We start from the raw sequence: 22,754 nt of genomic DNA, 5'->3' as shown, positions 1-22,754 counted from the left end.
CCCCTTATCGAATAGCTGTCAGGCATTTTCGGGAGCGAAGCAATCCGTTAGGGAATTGCTCTTACAGAGAATGAAACAGCCCTGAGTTGAGGCGGGGGCGCTGTCGCCCCATTCCTCTACTTAGAAGTCGAAATCAGAAAGACCGCCGGTGGTGCCAGTGCCAGAACCGATGACGGTGCCAGAACTGCTGTCGGGGCTGGGGGGGACACCCCAAACATCCAGTACAGACTCAAGATTCACAACAGCATCGGTTGAGGAGATCCAGGTCGCGTCAGAGGGGTGATATTCCATCGAACCATCTTTTTTCCTGATCTGGGCAAGCCACTTATAAGTGCCGATGGCACCTGTTGTGAGACGCTCAGCCACGAAATACTGGACTGGCTGTTGCTGGTTTAGCACCAATCGGTTGCGTTGAGAACCGTACTCAATGTTGACGGCGATAGCCAGGTAATTGGGCTCAAACTGGAACAGGTTCCCTGCAGTTACTTTCACCAAGAACTTGCCGTTAGCCGCAGCGATCTCGGCATCGGTCTTGATAATTTCACTTAAGTCCAGGTTGTTGGTATTCTCTGTTGTTAATTCCACCGGCCAATACAAGTTGAGACTTGAACCATTGAATACAGCTTTGTGCCGGATCAACAATCGATACTTGTATGACTTTGGCCCTGCCTCCTTCAAGGGGACAGACCACCGATCTACTATATTGTTGTTGCCACTTTGAAATATGAATTTGTTCTCGTCCTCTTTACGGATTCCGTTTTTCGCATCCTCGTACAACAACTGCACCTTTATGCGTTCAAAGCGCTCCGCAAAATTCTGTATGCCGGTTTCATCAATTACGACATTCAGAAGCTGCTCTGGCGGGATGCCGACCAAGATAAACGAGGTATCCACCGACTCCGAACCCTGATATTTAGAGCGGTTACCATCGTTAAAAACCAGCTGTGTGTCATATTCCAGCTTAGGTGTCATACTCGCCGGAAACGTGGGCACTTTCCAGCTTTTTGATTCGCTGCTGTTCTGGAAGCTCACTGGAAAATTGATTGTGAAGTCACCCAGCGCGGGCACTGTGTACTTTAGGGTGCTTGCGATGAGGCGCACGTTGCTGTCTAAACCAGAAGGCAGGATTGTATAGGTGCGAGGTGCCAGAAATGGAGGCTCTATATAGATGTCGGTTTTGTAATCTGTTGCCCAGTCAACTTTCTCTTTTTGGGAACCGGGCGCATACACAAAGCGCGACCCATCTTTCAAGACAAACTCTGTATTGTACTTGACAGGCACGGGTTTGGCTACCAGCAGAGGTTCGACAAACTCATCCGCATTCGGTTTAGCCTGGGTGAGAGTTACCTTCTTTTCGATCGGGCTTAGGCCATCTGGCTCGAACTTATAAGTGACTTGAGCTCGATCAACCAACTGCCAATCTATATTGTCGCCTTTGATGTTGGCTCGGGCAATCCCTATGTCCTGAATATTAATATTCAGAACGCTACCGTCTATTTTTTGAGCCTGCGGGGTCTTGAACGTTTTTCCATTCGCGTACCCGATCTCGTAGGTATAGCTACAGGTCTGAACAGGCTGGCCGTTCTCTATCCCGTAGCTCCACATGACCGGATTTTTCTTGTTTTCCCCGCCATTGGGAGAGGGTTCCGGTTTCCCCTTTGCTTCAAACAGCACAGTTTTGTTTCGATCGCTCGTCTTGCAACCTAAGTATTCGAGGTCAACCCTCACATAGCTGATCTTCAGCTTGTCAAAGTCGCCATTGACAACTATCTGGAGGGTTTTATCCCGGTAAAAATCATCAACCAAATTATAGGCTTTGAAGTAGTTATCCAATGCCTTTTGTAACTCATTGCCTGACAGACCATCAGCTTTCAAAATGTTGGAGATTGTGGGAAGCTGCAGTTGAGGGACAATGGTATGCTCGACAGATCGACTCTCACTGTATGTAATATTGATGTCTACAGTCTTGCTGAGGACTTCAGAAACCTTATCCGGATTCTTTTGGAAGTGCTGGCCCAGGTTACTGATATCGAGCCCTTCGGTCTGGTTTTTCAGAATATTCGTCAGTTGCTTATTCCCCCAGTCTCGCAACTCTTGTTCGAGCTTATTCTTTTGCTCTGGAGTCCAGCCTTGTCCCAAAACAGGACCAACCTTTACACCATAAGTTTGTTTTTGCTCTAACTCCTTTTTGATCTTCTCTTCTGTCGCCTGACCCCAGACGTTCCGATCTATTGTACGTGCGAAGGAGGCTACTTCGCTTGACTTGTAGAAAACTGTCACCTCGGCTGGGGGCAAAACGGCCTCAAAACTCATTTCATACCTGACACCGGCGATAGAGCCTCCCTCTCCTTCCTTGAGGGCTTTTTCCAGGAAGGTTGCCCCGTTCTCCGTAAGTTCCAGGTTGAATATCGTATTGTTATCTCCAAAGCCTGATGGTTTAGGAGGGATTGGGTTGGGTAGTATCAGTCGGCTGTTAGAATCCTTAAGCAGTAGTTCTGTTTTAGTCTGGGTAAAGGGTACGGCGTTCAGCTTGACGTTAGTGGGTATAAACTGCTGCCACCCCTGTGCCGGCTGGTATGTTTTGGCGAGGGCATCAACTTGCTGGTCAGTGTATCCCAGCTCTTTACTGAAAGTCTTCCACTCTCCTTGGGGTTGTTTTTTATAAGCCTCCAACATCTCGACGATATTTTTAGCGCGCTGCTCCAACTGCGGGTTGAGTTCTTTGGATAGCAGCTGCTTGATCTGGTCTTGTTCCTGGGTATTGGGAAAGGGCAGGACAACAGTGAAGGTGCAGAATCCTCCCCCTTCTTTACCTGGACCTGGATCGTACTTCGTTACGGTGAAGTCTAGTGCCTTTCCGTCCTCCGTCCGTTTGTATGTCGGCGTTGCCGGAATCACGTAAAACTGATTTGGATCTTCGTTATCTCCATAGCACTGGTAGCCCCGTCCTGTGGATAGCTCCAGGAACTTCTGGACATGAGTCGTTAACATCTTCAAACTTCTCCGATTTGAGACATCTACTATTAAGACGCTCGGTTAGGGCAGTTTCTGAAATTTTGGATTGCAGTTATCGCCTGATTTTTCAGATCCTCAGCCCTGATAGGGGCCATCGGTCCGATGCGGATCAGTAAAATTGCTCCGACGTTTTGGTTTGCCGGGGCAACAAAATTGAAAGGAGGGCTTCCCGCTGCGGAAAAGCCCTCCCCCACACTCTGTTACCGCCTGGTCCCAGGCGGAACGCCAAGCCATCAACCGCGCATCTGGCTTACAGGGTCACCTGGGTATTCTCTGTTTTAAAAACTTTAGATGAAACTGGACTGCCTTTAGCCGGGGTTTCCTGCCAGCTGTACTCAATGACGCCACTGAGGTTGGGGCTTCTGGTAACAAAGTAAACATTTTTAGTCCATTCCGCATCTCTCTGGTCGAACTCAACGGTCTTGGTTTCCCGATCGCCTTCTCCTGAAGGCTTGTAGGTAACTTTCACCCGCACGCTCTTTGCTCGAGCCGCTTGGCGAGCCGAAGCATCCACCACAATCTTCGCCAGTCCAACATTTTCTGGTGCCAGCACCCACTCCCCAGAGATGGTGGGTGGGAGTTGTGCTGTGAAATTCTCCCCGAGAGAATATCCAGTCTCAACCACCAACGGCTCTCCGGGAGGAGCGGGAAGGGTCACGGAATGGAAACTGGGCTCTTCGAGAGTCTGGGTTTGCCCTGCACAAGTGACCCGGATCGAATAGAGTGAAGTGCTTTCCGGCTCAAACCCCAACCGAACCACTTTCTCCCCCGCAGTTGAGCCAGTCCCCCCAGAAGTGTCCCCTACTGCAGTTGGGCCAGTCTCACCCAAAACGGGGCGCAATGGCTCATCAATAGTTTCGGGTGAACTTTGGATGCGATCGCGACCGTTTCCGTCAGGAAACCAAGAACTCACGTCAGTCTGTCGCTCGACGGAGTAGCTGTGAGTTTCTGTGTCTGTGAACTGCGCCTCCAAAGTGGAGCTATCGGGGAGGATATTCCCAGCCTGGGCTTGCTGGGCTCGCGGGAGGAGCAGGTGGGCGGCGCTCTGCTTGACCTGGCCCTCCACTCTTTGGCGAAGTTCCTGCGACACCACATTGACTTCTGTGATACTGAGGGTGATACGCCCCTCTGTGATGGCCTTTTCTATTTGAGCGCCGCAGTCCTCCAGAGAAATAGGCCTTTGCTGCTGTTGGTTCCTTCTGGGAAACAAACCTCCTAACCTGGAGGTTGGCTGCTGTTCTCCCCCAGTAGCGGTTTTGACAAGCTCCGCAATATCAGCAGCCACATCCCCCGCCAGGCGGATTACGACAGCGGCGGTTACTCCAACCTCAGCGCTGTATTTCACGCGCAGGTAATCTGGCTCACCGCTGAGAGCGGAGAGGGCTTGGTGTTTTTCTCCAGCGGTGAGCGTCTCCTGGAAAATGGTGGTGTAGGGCAAGAATCCAGAAGAGGGAGAGGTTTTCAATACCTGAAAGTTTCCTTGACCGTCCCCGATTTCCAGCGACACTTGTGGACTGGAAACCGAAGCCATATCCAGGACGATGGAATGGGAACTGATCTGATAGCGCCGGGCTATCTCAGCCTTTAGGTCTTCGAGCAAGCTAGACTCCACATCCCATCGGGTCTGCAATTGCAGTATGGCACCCCGATCGCTGACCCAAAGGCTGAGGGTGGGCTGACCGGAGAAATCTGGCTCGGGTTTTGGTTTGCCTGGGATGTAATATAAAGTCCGGCCATCCGAGCTGGCTGCCTGGTAGCACCGGACGCCATGGAACTCAAAGCCCAGGGTTTCTGGCAATTTAGTCATATTTAAGAGATGATCTATTCAGTAAAGATAAGCAAGAAGGACAGGGGGGCTAACTGAGCTATACCTTAGAGGCTGCGGGGTGGGACTGTCAGACCCTTACCTGCTAGGGGTAAAGGTAGGGAACTTTTCCCAAGGTGTAACTGGTGAGTTATTCAGCGCTGATTTCTCAAATAAAGCTTCACTGCTCTCTAGCCCTTTCCAAGTCAAAGTTATCACAGTAGTAGCAGTCTGTTGGGTGAGATCTCGCAATTGCCCTCCCACAACTATGTAGTTTAAGCTTTGTTTGGCAAATTGGCTGGCAGTCACCTGAGAGAAATTTACACTTGAAGGTTCAAAGGTTGTGAGGGGGAGCAGTAATCTGACCAAGGGGGCGGTTGGGAACTAGGGCCTTCAAGCTGCTGCCGGTAGCGGTAGCGTGATTGAAAGGGGGATTGAGGCAAATACTTGAGTGCCTGTTTGGGAGTGTCGGGCAAGAAAAATAAGGTAATTTTGTCGGTTTCTGGTCTTCCTTCCGGCAGGAACTCAAAGACGGCAAATAGAGTGTTCTTAAACTCGCAGATCACCTCAACCTGCTGAGTCCCGTACTGGGGCAGGGAGTGCAAATCCAGCCAAAGGGGATTGGCCGGAACCGGATCGAGCTTAATGGTTCCTAACCCTTCCTTGGAACGAGCTTCAATTTCTAAGGTAGCTCCTTCCGCGCCTTTGGGAATGGCCAGGGCAATCCCTGGCTGATCGAGAGTAAGCGCAAACAGATCCTGGATCTGAGACCCGCTGTGAGGGCGTTTCAAAATTCCCTGGATGTCAGCCATCTCCAGCAAAGACCGAGAGGCTTCCACCGGCACGAAATCCACGGGAAAGTCATCGGGATTGAGGATCAGCAAATCTCGCTGATAGGTTTTAACTGTTCCGTTGAAGCGTTGCATACCTGTTGCGTCTTGAAGGACGGCATAGGTTTGCAAGGTGTACTCTTGCTTCTCTGCAGGAGAGAAGCGGAGGACGACAGCCGGGGTGTCCCCAGATTCGTTCAATTCTTCTGTCTCTACTATGGCTTGGGGACGCCTGGGGATATTGGGTTTTGCCCGAAAGGTCACTCCCAAGGCCACAACCCCCCGTCGCTGTTTCGGAAGGTTATCGGCGAGGTAAACCCGCAGGTGTCCAGTGTTAATCGCCGGAACAACTGTCTGTTTGACCACCTCGTCGATTCCTTTGTCTTGGACGAGCTGTCGGGCGGCGGCAAACGGATCGAGTTGGAGTAGCAAGGGGCGATGGGCTGGCGTGGGTTCCGACAGGTCCCAGAGGAAACGCCCGCTGCCGGTGTCCCCCGGTGAGAGCAGGGCGATGCGGGGGCCGGCACCAGCGGTCTCCGCTGGACAAAAAGTGCCGAAGCGTTCCCGGACGCGATCCGCGAGCACCTCAGCCACAGCGCTAGGAGCGATGGCGTCCAGGTTCCCTTCGACCTTCAGGTTTGCCGAGTTAAGGCTGTTTCGGAAGTAATTGACAATCGCATCCCTGGGAACCTGCCTGTTCTGATTGCCCAGATCTGCTAGAGCTTCCAGCAGCTGTTTGGGGTCAAAGCTGACTTTCAGTGGCAGTCGGGGGGACACACCAACTATCTCCATCTCAGCTATGGCTTTTAATCCCAGCAGATTGCCCCCCTCACCCTTCAGGGAATCTCGCAGCAGGAGAGCGTTGTTTTGCGAGAGTTTCAGCAGATATCGCCCTCTGCCGAGACCGTTGCTCGCCAGAGGAACCGGTTGCAGCAATTCTTCCGGCACACGATCCACTTCTGTCAAGGGGCGGAAGCGGAGAAATCCTGACGAAAAGCAAGCAGGGACGAGGGTAGCTCCCGGAGATCTCTCGCGCAGCACCCTCAGCGCTGTGTCCATCTGGTAACGAGACAGTACCGCAAATTCCAGCATCCCATGCGGTTCCGGGGGCCGAGAGAGATTCTCTCCGCGCACGAGTGTTAGCGCGAAATCAGGTTTTCCGTCAGCGCGGGCAGCGATTTCCAAGCCATCAGGCACGAGAACAAAGTTGCCAGCGCCTTCATAGGGGTAGAATATTTTAACTTCTGCCTGGATGGGCGCATAAAAATCAGGCAATCCTTGCAAGGACATGTCACACCTCACTTGGGTACACAGATAATTTCCATCGTGATTTTGTCTTTATGGAAACTGAATTAAGCTGGGCAATACAAATTCGCCATGTTCTGCCAACTGCTTTTAGACTCATCGGCACTATAGGTCAATTAGACCTTCCCATCTATGTAGATTATTTCCTCTGTCGTTGTCAGCCAATCAGAGATTGTTTGCTGTCCATCCTTGCGAATCACTCTCTTTTTGTAATGATAGGTTCCCGGATCTTCTTGCCCCCAAAAAATCATACTGATAGGCAACCGAACGGTCACGCTGGCACTCAAGTTGCTGGCGGTGAGTTCTACAGCATCACTCCGATCGAAGTCCACCACAATAGACTGAATCTCTAGAAATGTCGCTACAACTGTCCTAAGCGTGATAGACTTAGTAAAAGTTATCGGTACATTTTTCTCAATTGTCCCCCATATCTGCGCTTTGTTATCCGGCAACCGACATTGAAATGGGATACTCTCTCGCCCGAACCCTGGAATTTCAACCGCAACCTGTCCCGTCAAAAGCGTGTTTTGTACTTCGCTGCTGAACATGGCATCCCAAACAGCTTGAAAATCCTTCAGAGATAAGGTCAAACTGTCAAAAATTCCATCCTTAAGGCTGACTCGAGCGTTGCGAAGTGAGCCGATCTGTCCGGGAATGGACAGGCTGAACTGGAGCTTCCGCTCGTCGGCGTTCAGAGGCGAGAACTCCAGACCTTCAGCCCCTGACGGCAAAGGAGAGGGCGCATAGTTGAGCAGCGCTCTGGCAGCCGCTTCCAGCCTGTTAGCATCTACAACTGGCGCTGCGTAAAACTCTAGAATCGCTCGGATTTTTTCCTCATCGAACGAACCGTCAGACGACTCAAAGGACAGGGAAATGGTTGGACCTTCGGAGTCCGATCTCCTGCCAATTTCAAAGCTGTCCGGCAGGTAGTAAAATCGATAGCGATCGCTTGCATCCTGGTAGTACCGGTACGAAATGCTCTTCCAAGGGACTTGCCGACAAATCAAAGCCTGTCCTGTAAGAGTGGGTTTGATGGACTCAAATATGTACTGGTACAGCAAAGGAGGAAAAAAGAAGGTGTCGTCTACGATGTTATCCAGGATATTATTCTGTTCCTGATACAAAAAAGGAGTGTAGGTAACGATTAGCTGCGGGCGATAGGCTTCCGTGCTTGACCTGCTCGAATAATATCTCACCCTGTAACCGTAGCTTTTAACACACAGGGAAATCTTCTTATTCCCCGCCAACTTTGCTCTCACCGCAGGTGTGATGTCTGCGGTCATATCGCGGTTATTGATGCTTTTCGGCTCCTGGCGCGACGGTGGCAAACTGTCGAACCCGTACCAAGTCCACCAAGATCCAAGCATCTCGCCAATTTGAGGCTGATTGCCCCAAGTGAGCGAGTTATGATTCCAATTGTCGTCTAAAACTAAATGTGTGTACTGGTTTCCGTCTCCTCCATAGGCATAACCTGCAAAAGCGGTCATTTGAAAGTTCACACTGTCGATTCTGACGTTATTGGGCAGGGAACTCAGATTGAAGCGCACATAGGCGAGTTTCTGCTTGCCGTCCCCTTTCCATAAGGGTTCGACTTCGAGATACGGCTGGCTGCCGAAGTTACTGCCACTGCTATCTTGGATGACATAGCTGTCCGCTTCTGGATAGAGCTTAACGGTTTCCTTCCAGCGCTGAAGATCGGCAGGAGATAATTGCGTCAGGGAAGTTGCGACCCTCACCTTGCGCCTGACGATGAGGGCGGCTTCATAGCTTATGTCAGTCAGCACCGCATAAACTTTGTCTCGTTCTTCTAAAGTGTTCACTCGCAAGACGGCTTTTAATGTCTGCTCTCCGTCTCGTTTCGTGACTTCCTGAAATTCAAATGACTGTGGCTGCCCTTGCCACCGATAGTTGAGAACTACCGTAACTTGGGCTGCTATCGCTTGGGCATTGCGGATCTGAGGCTCTAGACTCGGGGCAGGATAGGCCTGGAGATACAACTCCAGAACCCACTTCTGACCGTCCGGACGCATCGACATACGATACCGTCGCTGGCCGGAAACTTCTTCTTCTGCCAGCTGGTAGCGAGGCAGATAGAGCTTTTGTGCCGGGTCAGTCGCTCTCTCAAACAGAATCTCATCTTTGACTTCACCCGTAGGGGAAACCGGAATCCTGAGCTGGTTTCTGGGAACGGGAGTCCCCGACACTCCCTCATCCGGCTCTTCTGACTGTACTCCTCCCTCTTCGAGATCTACGACTCTGAAGATTTTGGTCATGGCTGGCTGAGTGCCAACCATACTTTTTAGGGTCACCAAATTTTGCGACAGTTCCATCACAGCTTTTTTTGATGTCCAAATTACTCGTTGTATTTATAAGACGCTGAAAAAAGGCTATTTTTGAAATTTTTGAGTTTCATGCTATTTCTGGCAGATGCAATGAAACTCCTGGGGAGGATTGGCAAGGTCTTTTTGGCTTTCTAGGGACACCGGCTCCTGAAAAACCTCTAAGGGCGAGAACCGTTGTCAGCAGGAGTTTACGAGGGTTTCATGGCTTCCTCGACCACCCCGCCGATGGGGTGGTGCAAGTAACAGGCGCGCTTAAAGCCCACGGCTTGCACCAGAGGACTTTTGGCTGCACTGCCTCTGGCCTTGCCAGCAATCACATTGAATGCAATAAAAACTAATTTTTTACAAAATGTATTTTTTCTTAAAACTGTTTAATACAAAAGATTAATTAATCTTAATCCCCCAAAATAGCGAATTTCCCTTGACAGACATCTATCTAAAGGAATAAATTTTTTATGTCGGGATAGAGAGATTAGTTTGCCTGTTTCTAATTGGTCGGTGTTGTATCGTTCCGAGGTAAGAAAATGAGTTTAAATACTATCTCATCTAGCGTTTTAAAATGTTGCGATCATTCGTCAGATATAGGTCAAAATTTTTGGCAGAAATGGCAACAGTATCAAGATTACCTTTATCGTTGCTGCGTCAAGTGGATGGGTGGAAATTCAACCGATGCTGAAGATGCGCTCAGTCAGGCAATGCTAAAAGCTTGGGAGAAGGTGCAAAAATATGCCACAGCAGAAATTACTAATTTTAAAGCTTGGCTGACGACACTTACTCGTAATCTTTGTGTGGATATTCATCGAGCACGCAGCCGGGGGGCAAATCGAGTTGAAGATATAGAAGTTTACATATCTGGTGAAGAGCAAGAACTGGTTGCTTTTGGGAATACGCCTCTATGTGCAGTGGAGACTGGCGAGAGAAAAATGGTTATTCGTCGCGCTATTGGTAACTTACCAACAAGGCTCCGTGAGACGTTTATTCTGTACTTTTATCAAGAACTTCCTTATCCAGAGATTGCCCGAAAACAAAATATTTCCTATCATAATGTCTGCAAGCGTATTTCCGAAGCACGGAAGATTTTGCAAGCAGAGTTGAGGGGATATTTTATCGGGAATGATGGGACGAATAAGCTGAAGGGGTGACAAAGAAGCGAGAAGGCAGACTGAATCAACATCATAAGCTCTCACGAGTTAATTTTTTTGCCCAAAACCTTTGGTGTAAGGACTCTAGCCTACAAAATAACAAATTTAGATGCGTAGTAGCTTAGCTCTCTGACCTCTTTAAAAAAAAGGGATCTTATTGCATTTAGTTCTCATTAATTGTTGAGCCAAGTCTGCCCAAATTTATATTCCAGCTATCCATAAAAGCCCATATTGACAAGACCAAAAGTTGCTGTGTCGTTGAGCACTCCGCCCTAATTCGTGGAGGCGGTTGATATATTTTTGTTGCCTAAGTTGTTTGATTTTTAATCCTTTGTCTTGTCCTTTTCGGTACTTTCTCTTGCTCATACAGTGTTAGTAGCTCTTTTTTTCTTCTTCTGTTAGTTGAATTCTTAACCGTACTGGCATGACTTTTCCTCTGATATTTCTTCATCTTCTATTTTAACTCTATATTATGACTACCTCCTTATAAAATTTGTTTCGTTCCTTTATTTATTTAATGCTGTATTGAGTTAACAGCAACGGTATTGCAGAAAAAATCCTCAAAAACTCTTTTCCTGTCTTCTCCTCTTCTGCCAAACCCCGAATATCAAAAAATATGTCATCCTAAAATAGAAAGGTAGCCTCTTGGGGATTTCCAACCCCAGATGACTAATATTGGGCGAAATAGTTTCGGGAACCAAGTCCATGAATAAAGTTGGGATGAGCTATTTGTTGTGGGCGGCTTGTTTGATTAGCCCTTTTCACGGATTACACCGTTTTTATAATGGTAAAATCGGGACAGGTTTATTATGGTTGTGTACCTTTGGTTTATTTGGATTTGGGCAATTTTTAGATTTATTTCTGATTCCGGGTATGGTAGAGGAACACAATAATAAGCTTCGGGAAAAATTAGGAATGTCGTCTCAAGGTGTTCCCCTTTATTCCCATCAAAATCAAGTCACGCTAACAGTTCCCAAAACCAACCCACAATCTTTACAAGTTCAGTTATTAAAAGCCGCTGCTAGTCGAGGAGGTAAACTTTCAGTGACTCAGGGAGTGATGGCGACGGGAGCAAGTTTTGAACAGGTTGAGAACATCCTGAATCAAATGTTAAAAAGTGGCTATGTTGGGATTGACAATGATCGGAAAACCGGAGTGGTCATTTATGATTTTTATGAACTTTCCTAGTTTTTTTTGTTAGATTAATTTATTGTATCTTAAGTTTGAGGAAAATTAACGATGTTCTTAGTCACAGGTGCAACTGGAGATTTAGGTCGTTCGATTGTTCAACAATTATGTGATCAAGAAATTCTGGTGCGAGCTTTTGCCCGTTTAACTTCTCGATATGCTCGATTGGAACACCGAGGGGCTCAAATTTTGATTGGAGATTTAACGGAAAAGCGAGATATTGAAAAAGCCTGTCAAGGTATCCAATATATTATTAGTACCCATAGTAACCCCAATGATCCATTAGGAGTTGATTATCGGTCTAATATTGATTTAATTGATGCAGCAAAAGCCAATAATGTTCAGCATTTTGTATTTATTTCTGTGTTAGGAACTGACCGAGGTTATGAAGATTCACCTATATTTAAAGCTAAACGAGAAGTTGAGAAATATTTAGAATCTAGTGGGTTAAATTATACGATTTTAAGACCTTCTGCTTTAGCATCTAGTTTATTACCCTTAGCAGAACGCTTTAAACAAACGGGGATTTATTTATTAATTGGGGATGCTAAAAATCGGACTTCTGTTGTTAGTACCGATGATGTGGCTCGAATTGCCATTGATTCCGTTTTTATCGAAGCCGCAAACCAGAAAATTATTCCCGTAGGGGGGCCAGAAATTATCGCCAGAGAAGATATTTATCAAATTTTTAGCCGCGTTTTTAATCGAGAACCGATTGTAATTAATCCGCCTTTATTTTTATTTGATGGACTGCGAGGAGGTTTAGGATTAATTAATGCTGATTTATATCAAAAATTAGGAACATTACGAGTTTTATTAGGTAATGAATTCTTCTGTACAACGGAGGAAATTCAAAACTTAGAGCAACTTTTTTCGATTAAAATGGAAAGTTTAGAAAGTTATATTCGTCGGTATTTAGGCAGTTAATCATTGTCTGAATTATTCCATTTCAGGAAGTAGAGACAATTGAGTCAGTTGCTGATTAACAACATAAGCAACGGGTTTCTTGGTTTTTTTTACTTTCCCTTCAGCAACGGCTCTATTTAACCAATCTTGCATTTGTCCTTGTCGGACTTCCAAACGTTCAGCAATGGATTTTGTATCTAAAGGTTGATGTAAATGAGCCAGGATGAAGGGTAAAACTGCTTCATAAATATCCTTTGGACTCATGGGAAAAACTGTCGGAATAGTTTCTGTAACTTGATGCTCAGATACTTGTGTTTTTTCCTCAAGTTTGGGTTGAGAGAAAGTCGTTTGATCGATATCTTTTAGACTTAATTGAACTATTGCTTCAACTTCTGAATTAACGGCTTCTAATACCGTTCTCAATAGTCCTTTTAAGGAAGAAGATGCAGGTATGATAGGAAAAGGTTTAGCTCCTTGTTTAACTAATTCTTGATTTCCTTCCGGTATAGTATCTTGCATCCGTACAAAAACAGGTACATCTTTAATTTTTGACAGTGCTTCTGTTGCTCCCGCCCAAGTTCCACCTGTTTGATAACCAGAACTAACAATTAAACCATAATCTGCTAAAGCATAAATATATTTATTTCGACCCATTGCATTACCTGTGTTGAAGCCCGCATGAGGATCATAAGGAGAAATTAAAGTTAATCTACCTTCAGCAATACTATTGCGATATTTACCATTGACAGAGGTTTTAATTAAACTATCAGCTAACACCCCAACAGCCGTTCCACCTGCTTCTAATATCCCTAACATTGAAATTTGATCAACCCCACGAGCACCGCCAGAAATGACCTGTATTCCCTCTTCAGCGCAAGTTTTTGCGATGGTCTGAGTATAGTCAATTTCCTGTTCAGTAATATCACGAGAACCAACAATCGCTAACCCTCCACTAGAAAGTAATTCTATATTACCAATTCCATAAAGAATGGCAGGAGCTTTTTGTTTTAATCTCTGCTTCAAACGTTTAGGATATTGACTATCACCTCGTCCCATTATCCAGAGTCCTTGAGTTGTCCATTTTTCCACAGCTAAACTCAGCATTACACCTCGTTCTAGTAATGCTTGAATGCGCTGAATATCCAATTTTTCAATCGCAAGATTTTGTAATTTATTGTTAATATTTGAACTTAATAAATCCGCAGGTCGCATTTGATTGTCCTGAAGCCAACCTACTAAGAGATTATACTCAGTTAAGGTCAGAGGTTGAGGTTGAGAAAGTCGATTTTGTCCAAAGCTGGCACATAACAACAAAATCGCTTGAGTATCGGGTGATAGGATAGGATGATTCATAATTTTATTATAACTTTTTTAATCGGCTTTTTCTAAAGAATTTAACGCTAAAGCCAGGGGAAAAACAGCACCGCTACCCGCTTGTTTTAATAGGGCTGCAATGACCGTAAATGTCCAGCGAGAATCGACCATATCATCTATTAAGAAAACAGCACCATTCCTGACCTTACCAGTATCTACTTCAAACACTCCATCTAAATTATGCGCTTGTTGGTAACTGTTACTCATCTCTTTTTGGTGTTGATTGGGTTTTATTTTTCGCACCACTGGAATAAAAGGTAAATTTAATTGATTAGCCAATCTTTGAGCAAAATTCGGTACAAGTTCTGGACGATTTAAAGAAGGAACACAAGTGACCCAACTGGGAAAAGGTTGAGGTTGCCATCGTTGAATCATCTCAAACGCACCCTTCACTAACTCATCATTAAAATAATGATCTTGATATTTTCCTTTTTTAACGAATTCTCCCCAACCTGCATCACCCCAAAGAGATAATGCTCTTCCTGGTTCAGCTTTTAAATTGTTTTTAATATTACCAGAAAAGCTGTATGTTAATAAAGCTTGTGATGCCCATTGTTTTCGAGGTTCAATAATTTGGTCGCTACGACGTAAATATTGAATTGCTTGATTAACTAATTCTATTGAGTAAGTTTCTGGGATTAAAGGTTTACCTAAACATACTGCACATTTACCGCAGGGAGTTGGATTATAATCATCTAAAGCTTCGGCGAGAAAAGCCATTAAACACTGTTGACTTTTCATATATTCTTGCATTTGAAATTGTTCAGCAAGACGAATTTGGGTCAACTGTTGAATTTTCTCTGTATTCAGTTGATAATTGACTGCTGTAGGGGTCGCATTCCATTTAGATTCTATTTTAGTTACAGGCGAGGGAAATTCCAAAGACAGCAATTTTAACACTTTCTCAATTTGTCCCCTAGAAAGATTCAATTTTTGCTCAAGTTGAACAACAGATAAGCCATTATCCGCTTGATTAAGAGCATTTAAAACCTCCTGAGTATGAGCTTGGGGGGGAAAAGCAGTTCTAATAAAATAGTTAGTAATGTCCTCGTCTTCATCCCCATTTAAAAGAATCCCATAGGCTTGTTCTACGGCTCGTCCGGCTCGTCCCACTTGTTGATAATAATGCACAACAGAACCCGGACGTTGATAATGAATAACAAATCCTAAATCGGGTTTATCAAAACCCATACCTAAAGCCGTTGTGGCGACTAACGCTTTAATTTCATTATTCAGAAGTTGGTCTTCTAAAATTAATCGATCTTCGTTTTTTAGCTGACTATTATAAGCTTTCGCAGCAATTCCTTGTCTGTTTAACCAATCTGCAACTCTTTCACTATCCTTAACGGTTAATGTGTAGATAATTCCGCTTCCGGGTAAGTTCGGCAGATGTTGGGCTAACCATGCCATTCTAGCGGCTGGACTGGCAATATAAATATTTTGCAGTTGTAAACTTTGGCGAGTTAAAGTTCCTCTGGAAACTTGCAAATTTGTTCCTAATTGAGTTATAATATCCTTAACGACTCGATTGTTTGCTGTAGCCGTTGTTGCTATAGCAGGAATATTGGCAGGTAAAGCTTGTAAAATTCTAACAATGCGACGATAATCTGGGCGAAAGTCATGCCCCCAATCAGAAATACAATGGGCTTCATCAACAACAAATAAGCCGATTTTTTCAGACATTGGTAAGAGTATTGTTTCCCGAAATTCTGCGTTAGCAAGTCGTTCGGGTGAAATTAATAAAAGATCAATTTCATCGGCGAGTAACTGATTTTTAACTTGTTCCCAATCTTCTGTATTTGTGGAGTTAATTGTTGCTGCTTTAAGCTTAATTCTTTCTGCTGCTGAAATTTGGTTTCGCATTAAAGCCAGTAACGGTGAAATAATCAAAGTTGGGCCGTTTCCTCTATTTCTTAATAAGCGAGTGGGGAGAAAATAAACTAAACTTTTACCCCAACCTGTGCGTTGAACAACAAGAAGACGGGAACGGTTTTCAATTAAAGTTTGAATGGCTTCCCATTGTCCCTCTCTAAATTCAGCAGTTTTATTATTAAGGGCAGTTTTGAGAAGTTCTAACGCTTCTTGTTTAAGTTCATGGGTCATATTAATCACCCTCTAATAGTAAATCTTGAAATGTTTGCTACATATCCGTATTGTGTAGAGACGTTGCATGCAACGTCTCTACACATGGTTTATAGAGCATCTATAGCACCGATTTCAGGATTTCATATAATTCAACAATTGATAGCCAAAATCCCACATTGAACAATCCCGCCATCGGATCTGTTAAGTTGGATAAGGCACTGTCGGGGTAAAATAGCTCAATTCCCATTGTGTACATGATCCCCTGGATCACAACAGTGCGTTATTCCCCGAATAGGTAACGGATGCAAGCAACATTCATCCATCAATTTAATAGCGGTTTTACGCTATTTCTCAGCTTACTGGTTGAAGCCATCCCCTTTTTACTCTTGGGGGTGTTATTTTCCAGTTTGCTGTTGTGGTTTGTCGATGAACAGAAACTTTTATCCTATATTCCCCCTCATCCCCTTCTAGGGGCATTTGTGGGAAGTTTAGTCGGGTTTCTGTTTCCCGTGTGCGAATGTGGGAACGTTCCCGTCGCCCGTCGGTTACTCTTACAAGGGGTTCCTTCATCGGTGGCCATTGGTTTTTTATTCGCCGCCCCCACCATTAACCCCATTGTCATCTGGTCAACCTGGACAGCGTTTCGAGATCAACCAGAAATCGTCATTTTACGGGTTTTATTTTCCCTAACCATCGCCACCATTTTAGGCTGGGTTTTTAGTGTTCAGAAGGACTTAAGGCCCATTGTTCAACCCGCCATCGCCCGTGCGTTACCCATCGTTGACCTTCCTCAACCCTCTGACTCTGAGGTTAAAGGTGCTTCCTTGCTTCAGTCAGGAACCTATTTTTTAGGGGAGTCCGAAGAACGTCTGCGCCTAGAGTCCCTTCCGGCTTGGAAAACTCAAAAACTCCTGAAAAAACCCGTAAAAAAAGCACCTGTCACTGTTAAACCTGTCCTTCCTCCTTGGAAAACAATATTTTTTACTCCCACAAAAGAACGTTGGGGTTCAATGTTAGAAAATATGGTGCAGGAATTTCGAGAATTAGGAGGAGTATTAGTCTTAGGAAGTTTTATTGCTGCACTCATTCAAGTAGCAGTTCCCCGTGAATTGATTCTCAATTTAGGTCAAAGTCCGGTGACGTCAATTTTAGCGATGTTATTATTGGCGGGAGTTGTATCGATTTGTTCAACGGTTGATTCATTTTTTGCCCTGTCTTTTTCCTCTGCATTTACCAGTGGCGCACTGTTAGCTTTTTTAGTATTTGGGCCGATGATTGATATTAAAACCGTCGGTTTAATGTTATCGGTTTTTAAAGCCAGAGCGGTTTTTTATCTCGTTATTCTGGCTTTTCAGTTAACCTTCTTATTGACCCTAGCGGTTAACTTAAATTTTAGTTAATTGAGCTTGGGAGTTCTCCACACCATGACGCATCTGACACAAAAAATCACCCATTTCTATCAGCAATTTTCCTCGAAATTAGACAACCCTTGGTTAGATGTTGTCGCCCTATTCCTCTGGGCACTGGTATTATTAAAATATTGGATTACGGGAAAACTCTATATTCTCATTCATCCCAATTATTTTGGATTAACCATTGCTGCGGGTGTGACGTTGTTCGTGTTAGGGGGATTAAAAGCTAAACAAATGATTCAAGAAACTTCATCCCCAACGGTACAACATATCACCTTATTTCCTAAAGGCTGGAGTAGTGTATTATTAATCTTTACGGCTTGTTTGGGATTATTCATCACTCCCCAAATGTTCGGGGCTCAAACTGCATTACAACGGGGTTTAACGGAATCTTTACCCGTGACTCGTGCTCAACCCCAGGAATTTAGAACTGCGATTAAACCGGAAAATCGTTCTTTAATTGAATGGGTGAGATTACTGAATGTTAATCCTGAACCCGATGCTTATAAAGGTCAAAAAGCCAAAGTCACTGGGTTTGTTATTTATCCTCCTGATTTACCTCAAAATTATATTTGGTTAGGACGATTTATTTTAACCTGTTGTGCGGCGGATGCTTATCCTGTCGGACTTCCGGTTTTACTTCCTGAAGGCAAATCTCGACAATTATATGCTCAAGATACTTGGTTAGAAATAGAAGGAGAAATGTTTACAGAAACCTTCAATGATCAACGAAAGTTAACCATTAGATCTCAAAACATTAAAGCCATTCTTCCCCCCAAAAATCCCTACGACTATTAAACCCGTAGGGGCTTGTGTCCCTCCCCGCCCAAAATCAGTTATCAGTTATTAATTAAAACCTATAATTATGATTTATGAATAGTTTTACAACCAAGTTCAAAAATTTAAAATGGGTTCAGCCGTTAGATCAAGTGGCATTAATCTTAATAATTGTTTTAACTATTTTGATCGGAATTGTTTTATTAACAGGCGATCGCACCACCCCGAAAGTTAAAGAATTTACTTGGCAAAATAAACAAATTGGGGCCGAAGATATGGGTTTTATAATGGTTTTTAATCGACCGATGAATCGAGAAAGTGTTGAGAAGAATTTGCAAATTGATCCGCCTCTTGCGGGTAAAATGAGTTGGGCAGGACGACGCATGGCTTATACCTTATCCGAACCCGTTCCCTATGGAACACCCTTTAGTGTGCAGTTAAAAGGGGCTAGAGATCATTTATATGGAGAGAACCAAGGAACATTAATTGCACCGTTTACAGGATTTTTTCGTAGTCGAGATCGGGCATTTGTTTATATTGGAGTTCAGGGAAAGGAAGAAGGACGATTAATCTTAGTTAATCTTAGTAATAAAGAACCTAAACCCATTCCATTAACGCCTGAAGATTTAGTGGTTTTAGATTTTGAACCCTATCCCAAAGGTGATAGAATTCTGTTTTCAGCCATTACTAAAACCGGACAAAAACAAGGATTAATTGAACCGGAATTATATACGGTGACAACGGGAATTAATCCTCAATCTCCCCAAGATAATTCTAAACCCGTCCAACCTCCAGGGGAAATTGAAAAACTTTTAGATAACAAATATTATCGGAATTTAAAATTTGATTTATCTCCCGATGGTAATATAATTGTGATCCAACGGGTGAGTAAAACTAATCCTAATGATGCGAGTCCTTGGTTTATTGAAAAGGGGAAATCTCCTAAACCTTTAAATGCTCAGGGTGGAGACTTTTTAATTGCACCCGATAGTCAATCCGTTGTGATTGCTCAAGGGCCAGATTTAACAACAATTTTACCTTTAAAACCCGATGCTAAACCCTTAGAATTTTTACCCAAATTCGGTCAAGTTTTAGGCTTTGCACGGGATGGAAGTGCCGCCGCAATGGTAAAATTTAATCCTGATGGAACGCGATCGCTATTTGTGGTGAATAACCAAGGACAAGAACAAGAATTGTATCGCACTCCCCCCTTTGGCAATATTATCAGTGCTGAATTTGATCCTAGCAATAGTGTTTTATATTGTTTAATTACTGAAGTTTTGGATAATCCCGAAACCTATCAAGAACAGCCTTATATTGTTGCGATCGATATCAAAACTAAACAAGTTGTTCCCTTTGTGATTTTACCGAATCAACAAGAAATCAACACCAGTTTATCCCCCGATGGATTAGCCTTACTGTTTGATCAGACCGTTATCAAAACCGGAGAACCCGATGATTTAGAACAATCCACAAAAACCCAAGGAGGAGATACTATTAAAACCAGTCGAATTTGGATTTTACCTCTCGTCATTGATACACCCACCGATGGATCTAAACCTCAAGTTCAACCTGAAGAATTACCCTTTTTAGGGTTTCATCCCCAATGGCTTCCCTAAACTCAGCCTCTACTGTGTTAACGTTCTTTTTGTAGGAAATGTTATGGAAATTACAGATATTACTCAAATTTTAACCGCTAGATTTGGAACAGCCGTAAGTCAAATTGAAGCGAGTTTATGGCAAGTTGAAACCGAGCAATTTCGTTTGTTAGTTTTATTATCAGAAAATCAAAGTTGGTTGAGGATGTTACTTCCTATTGCTCCTGTTCAAGAAGTTCAACTGATTTTACAACAACTCTTAGAAGCCAATTTTGATCAAACTCAAGAAACTCGCTATGGAATTCATCAAAATGTGGTTTGGGCTGTGTTTCAACATAACCGAGAAACCTTAACAAAAACCGACTTTGAACGAGCTATTTCTAATGTGATTGCCCTTCAAGAAGCGGGATTTTCAGATTATTATAATCGACTGATTGAAAATCGAATTCAAGAAATTATTTTAGTGGCGAAACAGCAAGGACAATCAATGGAAACAACCTTACAAAATTTAGAACGTTTTTATGCAGAAGGGGTGATGGGAGATTTAACCAATAGTGCAGAAGATCGAGAACGAACCCTAACCGCTTGGCGCTATCAATTAGAACGGTTATGGTCAGAAGTAGAATAAGTAGTAAGCCCTTTAGGGCTAAGAGAGTCCTAAAGGACTCACTACGAGTGTGATCAATACTCGATAAACCTGCAAAGAGTGTAACAACATGAAAGTAAAGTTTAATATTGTTAGGCAAAGTCCTAATTCTTTTCCCCAAGTACAAAGTTATGTCCTCGATGTTGAACCGGGAAATACCATTCTGGACTGTCTTAACCGCATAAAATGGGAACAGGATGGAACCTTAGCCTTTAGAAAAAACTGTCGCAATACGATTTGTGGCAGTTGTTCGATGCGAATTAATGGCCGTTCTGCCTTAGCTTGTAAAGAAAATATTGGCAGTGAAGTCGCCCGTTTACAAAAAATTGCGGAGGCGAATTCTGAGCCATCCCAGGTCAATGATATTCCAGAAATGACGATAGCCCCTATGGGGAATTTACCCGTTATTAAAGACTTAGTGGTGGAAATGAACCGCTTTTGGGATAACCTAGAAGCCGTTGAACCCTACATCAGTACCGCAGGACGGGCTATTCCTGAACGAGAATTTTTACAAACCCCAGAAGAACGGGCTAAACTTGACCAAATGGGCAACTGTATCCTCTGTGGCGCTTGTTATTCCGATTGTAACGCCGTCGAAGTCAACCCCAATTTTGTTGGCCCCCACGCCTTAGCCAAAGCTCAACGGATGGTGGCGGACTCGCGGGATGCTAAAACTGAACAACGCCTGGAACATTATAACGAAGGCACAAAGGGAGTTTGGGGCTGTACCCGTTGCTTTAACTGTAATTCGGTTTGTCCCATGGAAGTCGCTCCCCTGGATCAGATTACCAAAATTAAGCATGAAATCCTAGAACGCAAAGACGCCGATGCGAGTCGTGCCATTCGTCACCGCAAAGTCTTACTGGAATTGGTAAAACAGGGCGGTTGGGTCGATGAGCGCAAATTTGCTGTAATGGTAGTAGGGAATTATTTCCGCGATCTCAAGGGGTTACTCAGCTTAGGGCCCGTCGGAATGCGGGTAATGATGCGGGGTAAATTCCCCCTCACCTTTGAACCTTCCCAAGGGACAGAAACAGTGCGATCGCTAATTGAATCTATTCAAGAGTTAGAAAAACAACCATGACTTCTCCAACACCTTCTACCGCTACCCCTGACGAACCGAACCCCCAACCTGAACCTGCAATGGGTTGGACTCGCTATGCTGAACAAATTAATGGCCGTTTTGCCATGGTAGGATTTGTTCTGTTAATTGTATTGGAATTTTTTACCCATCAGGATTTATTTACCTGGTTAGGGTTACGTTAACTTCTCAAAAATATAGGGGCAAATTCGCCCCTTTTGGAAATGATCATAAATTTTTATGACTTAAATTTAGCAAAATTAAGCAGCAAGAGGAACAACCGTTCTGGAATTTTCAATCAAATCAATGGTGGCTTTCAGGGTTTCTAAATCTTCCGCTTCAAACCAGCAATTCATTAAATGATCGTAAGCTTCCCATACTTGAGTGACTTCAGCATCATACCAAATAAACCAATCTCGATAAAGTTCTCCTTGATCAATATCAGGTGCTAATGACAGCCACTCATCCCCGGTAAATGTGTTCATGTTTTCTATAATGTGTTGTAAACCTGAAACAGTTAAAGAAACGTCACCAGAATGAGAACAACGGGTAGTAGACTCAGATGTAAAAGTATCGGTAAAATTAAGGTTGGATTTCATGGGGATAAACTTGATTCGATGTTTATACTCTACCGAGATCAACAAGATTCTGGCTTAGGGAATGTGACACTATTTAAACCTCTACAGTTTTGGGTGATTCTATTGACAAAGCCGATATCAGAGAATTAAGCTTAAAGTGCATCGGGTGCAGTAGACAGTTCGAGAAATGGCACAGTTATCTCGTTCGTGTTGGGAAAAACTGTCTGCGGTTTTAGTCGTTTCTGATTGGTTAATCCGCAATCAGGACAAAATACTAATCACAAACAGGGACAATAGGAATATACAGTTAACTGTGGGTTGGGTTGTGTTATCACCATCACCCAGTTACCCATGAGGGGAAAAAACCACTCTCATTAACCGTGTTATCCTTTATGCTGCGGCCACCTCAACATCCCTGGTTTCGGGTTTCACAACAATCCATTTTCCCGTTTCGGGATCACGGTAGGCCATGAAAGGGTTGGGGCGCAGTTCTTTGTTGGAAGATTGAGTAGCCATAAGTAAGCACTCCAAAGACTTAGCCTTATTTTTAAAATTGTGCCATTCATCCTTGAGGTTTACCGTGATATTATCGTCATCTGATCGTGAAATAGATCAGGGGTTTTGAGTGATAACAGACACAATTAATCAGTGATTTGCCTCATAGTGATTTT

17 protein-coding genes are annotated in these 22,754 nt (G+C 44.1%); 9 read left to right on the top strand and 8 right to left on the bottom strand.

The window, feature by feature from the left end:
- Positions 1-120 precede the first annotated feature (120 nt).
- The 4 genes from H6G57_RS26390 to H6G57_RS26375 all read right to left on the bottom strand — a co-directional run bounded on the left by H6G57_RS26390 (position 121) and on the right by H6G57_RS26375 (position 9,284).
- On the bottom strand, positions 121-2,991 hold the full coding sequence (locus H6G57_RS26390; RefSeq protein ID WP_190524299.1) for a hypothetical protein: 2,871 nt from the start codon (positions 2,989-2,991) through the stop codon (positions 121-123).
- 274 nt (positions 2,992-3,265) lie between these two features.
- Positions 3,266-4,822: a hypothetical protein gene (locus tag H6G57_RS26385; protein ID WP_190524296.1), complete on the bottom strand. Its 1,557-nt coding sequence runs from the start codon at positions 4,820-4,822 to the stop codon at positions 3,266-3,268.
- Between the two features lie 317 nt (positions 4,823-5,139).
- A complete protein-coding gene (locus tag H6G57_RS26380; RefSeq protein ID WP_190524292.1) occupies positions 5,140-6,939 on the bottom strand; it encodes a hypothetical protein in 1,800 nt (599 codons plus the stop codon).
- Between the two features lie 131 nt (positions 6,940-7,070).
- Entirely contained in the window at positions 7,071-9,284 is a 2,214-nt protein-coding gene (locus H6G57_RS26375) for a DNRLRE domain-containing protein (protein WP_190524290.1), read from the bottom strand.
- A gap of 536 nt (positions 9,285-9,820) precedes the next feature.
- Here H6G57_RS26375 and H6G57_RS26370 point away from each other — a divergent pair.
- The 3 genes from H6G57_RS26370 to H6G57_RS26360 all read left to right on the top strand — a co-directional run bounded on the left by H6G57_RS26370 (position 9,821) and on the right by H6G57_RS26360 (position 12,553).
- Positions 9,821-10,438: an RNA polymerase sigma factor gene (locus H6G57_RS26370; RefSeq protein ID WP_190524286.1), complete on the top strand. Its 618-nt coding sequence runs from the start codon at positions 9,821-9,823 to the stop codon at positions 10,436-10,438.
- Positions 10,439-11,143: 705 nt separating this feature from the next.
- On the top strand, positions 11,144-11,626 hold the full coding sequence (locus H6G57_RS26365) for a TM2 domain-containing protein (protein WP_190524284.1): 483 nt from the start codon (positions 11,144-11,146) through the stop codon (positions 11,624-11,626).
- A gap of 51 nt (positions 11,627-11,677) precedes the next feature.
- Positions 11,678-12,553, top strand: coding sequence for an SDR family oxidoreductase (locus tag H6G57_RS26360; protein ID WP_190524281.1), 876 nt, complete (start codon positions 11,678-11,680; stop codon positions 12,551-12,553).
- Between the two features lie 12 nt (positions 12,554-12,565).
- Here H6G57_RS26360 and H6G57_RS26355 read toward each other — a convergent pair whose 3' ends face one another.
- Positions 12,566-13,885: a DNA-processing protein DprA gene (locus H6G57_RS26355; protein ID WP_199314463.1), complete on the bottom strand. Its 1,320-nt coding sequence runs from the start codon at positions 13,883-13,885 to the stop codon at positions 12,566-12,568.
- An 18-nt stretch (positions 13,886-13,903) separates the two neighbouring features.
- On the bottom strand, positions 13,904-16,009 hold the full coding sequence (locus H6G57_RS26350; RefSeq protein WP_190524278.1) for a RecQ family ATP-dependent DNA helicase: 2,106 nt from the start codon (positions 16,007-16,009) through the stop codon (positions 13,904-13,906).
- Positions 16,010-16,293: 284 nt separating this feature from the next.
- Here H6G57_RS26350 and H6G57_RS26345 point away from each other — a divergent pair, with 284 nt between their 5' ends.
- The 6 genes from H6G57_RS26345 to H6G57_RS26320 all read left to right on the top strand — a co-directional run bounded on the left by H6G57_RS26345 (position 16,294) and on the right by H6G57_RS26320 (position 21,690).
- Positions 16,294-17,391: a permease gene (locus H6G57_RS26345; RefSeq protein WP_190524275.1), complete on the top strand. Its 1,098-nt coding sequence runs from the start codon at positions 16,294-16,296 to the stop codon at positions 17,389-17,391.
- 24 nt (positions 17,392-17,415) lie between these two features.
- On the top strand, positions 17,416-18,201 hold the full coding sequence (locus H6G57_RS26340; RefSeq protein ID WP_190524272.1) for a TIGR03943 family putative permease subunit: 786 nt from the start codon (positions 17,416-17,418) through the stop codon (positions 18,199-18,201).
- A 74-nt stretch (positions 18,202-18,275) separates the two neighbouring features.
- Positions 18,276-19,799, top strand: a complete 1,524-nt coding sequence (locus H6G57_RS26335) for a hypothetical protein (RefSeq protein WP_190524269.1) — start codon at positions 18,276-18,278, stop codon at positions 19,797-19,799.
- Positions 19,800-19,842: 43 nt separating this feature from the next.
- Positions 19,843-20,406 carry a hypothetical protein gene (locus H6G57_RS26330; RefSeq protein WP_190524266.1) on the top strand — a complete coding sequence of 188 codons (564 nt, stop codon included), beginning with the start codon at positions 19,843-19,845 and terminating at the stop codon, positions 20,404-20,406.
- An 88-nt stretch (positions 20,407-20,494) separates the two neighbouring features.
- Entirely contained in the window at positions 20,495-21,508 is a 1,014-nt protein-coding gene (locus tag H6G57_RS26325; protein WP_190524263.1) for a succinate dehydrogenase/fumarate reductase iron-sulfur subunit, read from the top strand.
- Complete coding sequence (locus H6G57_RS26320) at positions 21,505-21,690, top strand: chlorophyll a/b-binding protein (RefSeq protein WP_190524260.1); 186 nt, start codon at positions 21,505-21,507, stop codon at positions 21,688-21,690. The genes H6G57_RS26325 and H6G57_RS26320 overlap by 4 nt, the downstream gene beginning before the upstream one ends.
- A gap of 75 nt (positions 21,691-21,765) precedes the next feature.
- Here the strand turns inward: H6G57_RS26320 and H6G57_RS26315 are convergent, their stop codons facing one another.
- Together H6G57_RS26315 and H6G57_RS29510 are read right to left on the bottom strand one after the other, a co-directional pair.
- Positions 21,766-22,104, bottom strand: coding sequence for a hypothetical protein (locus H6G57_RS26315; RefSeq protein WP_190524258.1), 339 nt, complete (start codon positions 22,102-22,104; stop codon positions 21,766-21,768).
- Positions 22,105-22,473: 369 nt separating this feature from the next.
- Positions 22,474-22,599 (bottom strand): hypothetical protein, encoded by a 126-nt coding sequence (locus H6G57_RS29510; protein ID WP_255528407.1) that lies wholly within the window; start codon positions 22,597-22,599, stop codon positions 22,474-22,476.
- Between the last annotated feature and the right edge of the window lie 155 nt (positions 22,600-22,754).

Source organism: Planktothrix sp. FACHB-1365, from assembly GCF_014697575.1.
Classification (GTDB): domain Bacteria; phylum Cyanobacteriota; class Cyanobacteriia; order Cyanobacteriales; family Microcoleaceae; genus Planktothrix.
This window is presented reverse-complemented; position numbering and strand designations above follow the sequence as displayed.

What these genes read in the sequence shown, in the direction of transcription:
- H6G57_RS26390 (WP_190524299.1), bottom strand. Translation starts at nt 2,991, where the DNA reads ATGTTAACGACTCATGTCCAGAAGTTCCTGGAGCTATCCACAGGACGG.
- H6G57_RS26385 (WP_190524296.1), bottom strand. Translation starts at nt 4,822, where the DNA reads ATGACTAAATTGCCAGAAACCCTGGGCTTTGAGTTCCATGGCGTCCGG.
- H6G57_RS26380 (WP_190524292.1), bottom strand. Translation starts at nt 6,939, where the DNA reads ATGTCCTTGCAAGGATTGCCTGATTTTTATGCGCCCATCCAGGCAGAA.
- H6G57_RS26375 (WP_190524290.1), bottom strand. Translation starts at nt 9,284, where the DNA reads ATGGAACTGTCGCAAAATTTGGTGACCCTAAAAAGTATGGTTGGCACT.
- H6G57_RS26370 (WP_190524286.1), top strand. Translation starts at nt 9,821, where the DNA reads ATGAGTTTAAATACTATCTCATCTAGCGTTTTAAAATGTTGCGATCAT.
- H6G57_RS26365 (WP_190524284.1), top strand. Translation starts at nt 11,144, where the DNA reads ATGAATAAAGTTGGGATGAGCTATTTGTTGTGGGCGGCTTGTTTGATT.
- H6G57_RS26360 (WP_190524281.1), top strand. Translation starts at nt 11,678, where the DNA reads ATGTTCTTAGTCACAGGTGCAACTGGAGATTTAGGTCGTTCGATTGTT.
- H6G57_RS26355 (WP_199314463.1), bottom strand. Translation starts at nt 13,885, where the DNA reads ATGAATCATCCTATCCTATCACCCGATACTCAAGCGATTTTGTTGTTA.
- H6G57_RS26350 (WP_190524278.1), bottom strand. Translation starts at nt 16,009, where the DNA reads ATGACCCATGAACTTAAACAAGAAGCGTTAGAACTTCTCAAAACTGCC.
- H6G57_RS26345 (WP_190524275.1), top strand. Translation starts at nt 16,294, where the DNA reads ATGCAAGCAACATTCATCCATCAATTTAATAGCGGTTTTACGCTATTT.
- H6G57_RS26340 (WP_190524272.1), top strand. Translation starts at nt 17,416, where the DNA reads ATGACGCATCTGACACAAAAAATCACCCATTTCTATCAGCAATTTTCC.
- H6G57_RS26335 (WP_190524269.1), top strand. Translation starts at nt 18,276, where the DNA reads ATGAATAGTTTTACAACCAAGTTCAAAAATTTAAAATGGGTTCAGCCG.
- H6G57_RS26330 (WP_190524266.1), top strand. Translation starts at nt 19,843, where the DNA reads ATGGAAATTACAGATATTACTCAAATTTTAACCGCTAGATTTGGAACA.
- H6G57_RS26325 (WP_190524263.1), top strand. Translation starts at nt 20,495, where the DNA reads ATGAAAGTAAAGTTTAATATTGTTAGGCAAAGTCCTAATTCTTTTCCC.
- H6G57_RS26320 (WP_190524260.1), top strand. Translation starts at nt 21,505, where the DNA reads ATGACTTCTCCAACACCTTCTACCGCTACCCCTGACGAACCGAACCCC.
- H6G57_RS26315 (WP_190524258.1), bottom strand. Translation starts at nt 22,104, where the DNA reads ATGAAATCCAACCTTAATTTTACCGATACTTTTACATCTGAGTCTACT.
- H6G57_RS29510 (WP_255528407.1), bottom strand. Translation starts at nt 22,599, where the DNA reads ATGGCTACTCAATCTTCCAACAAAGAACTGCGCCCCAACCCTTTCATG.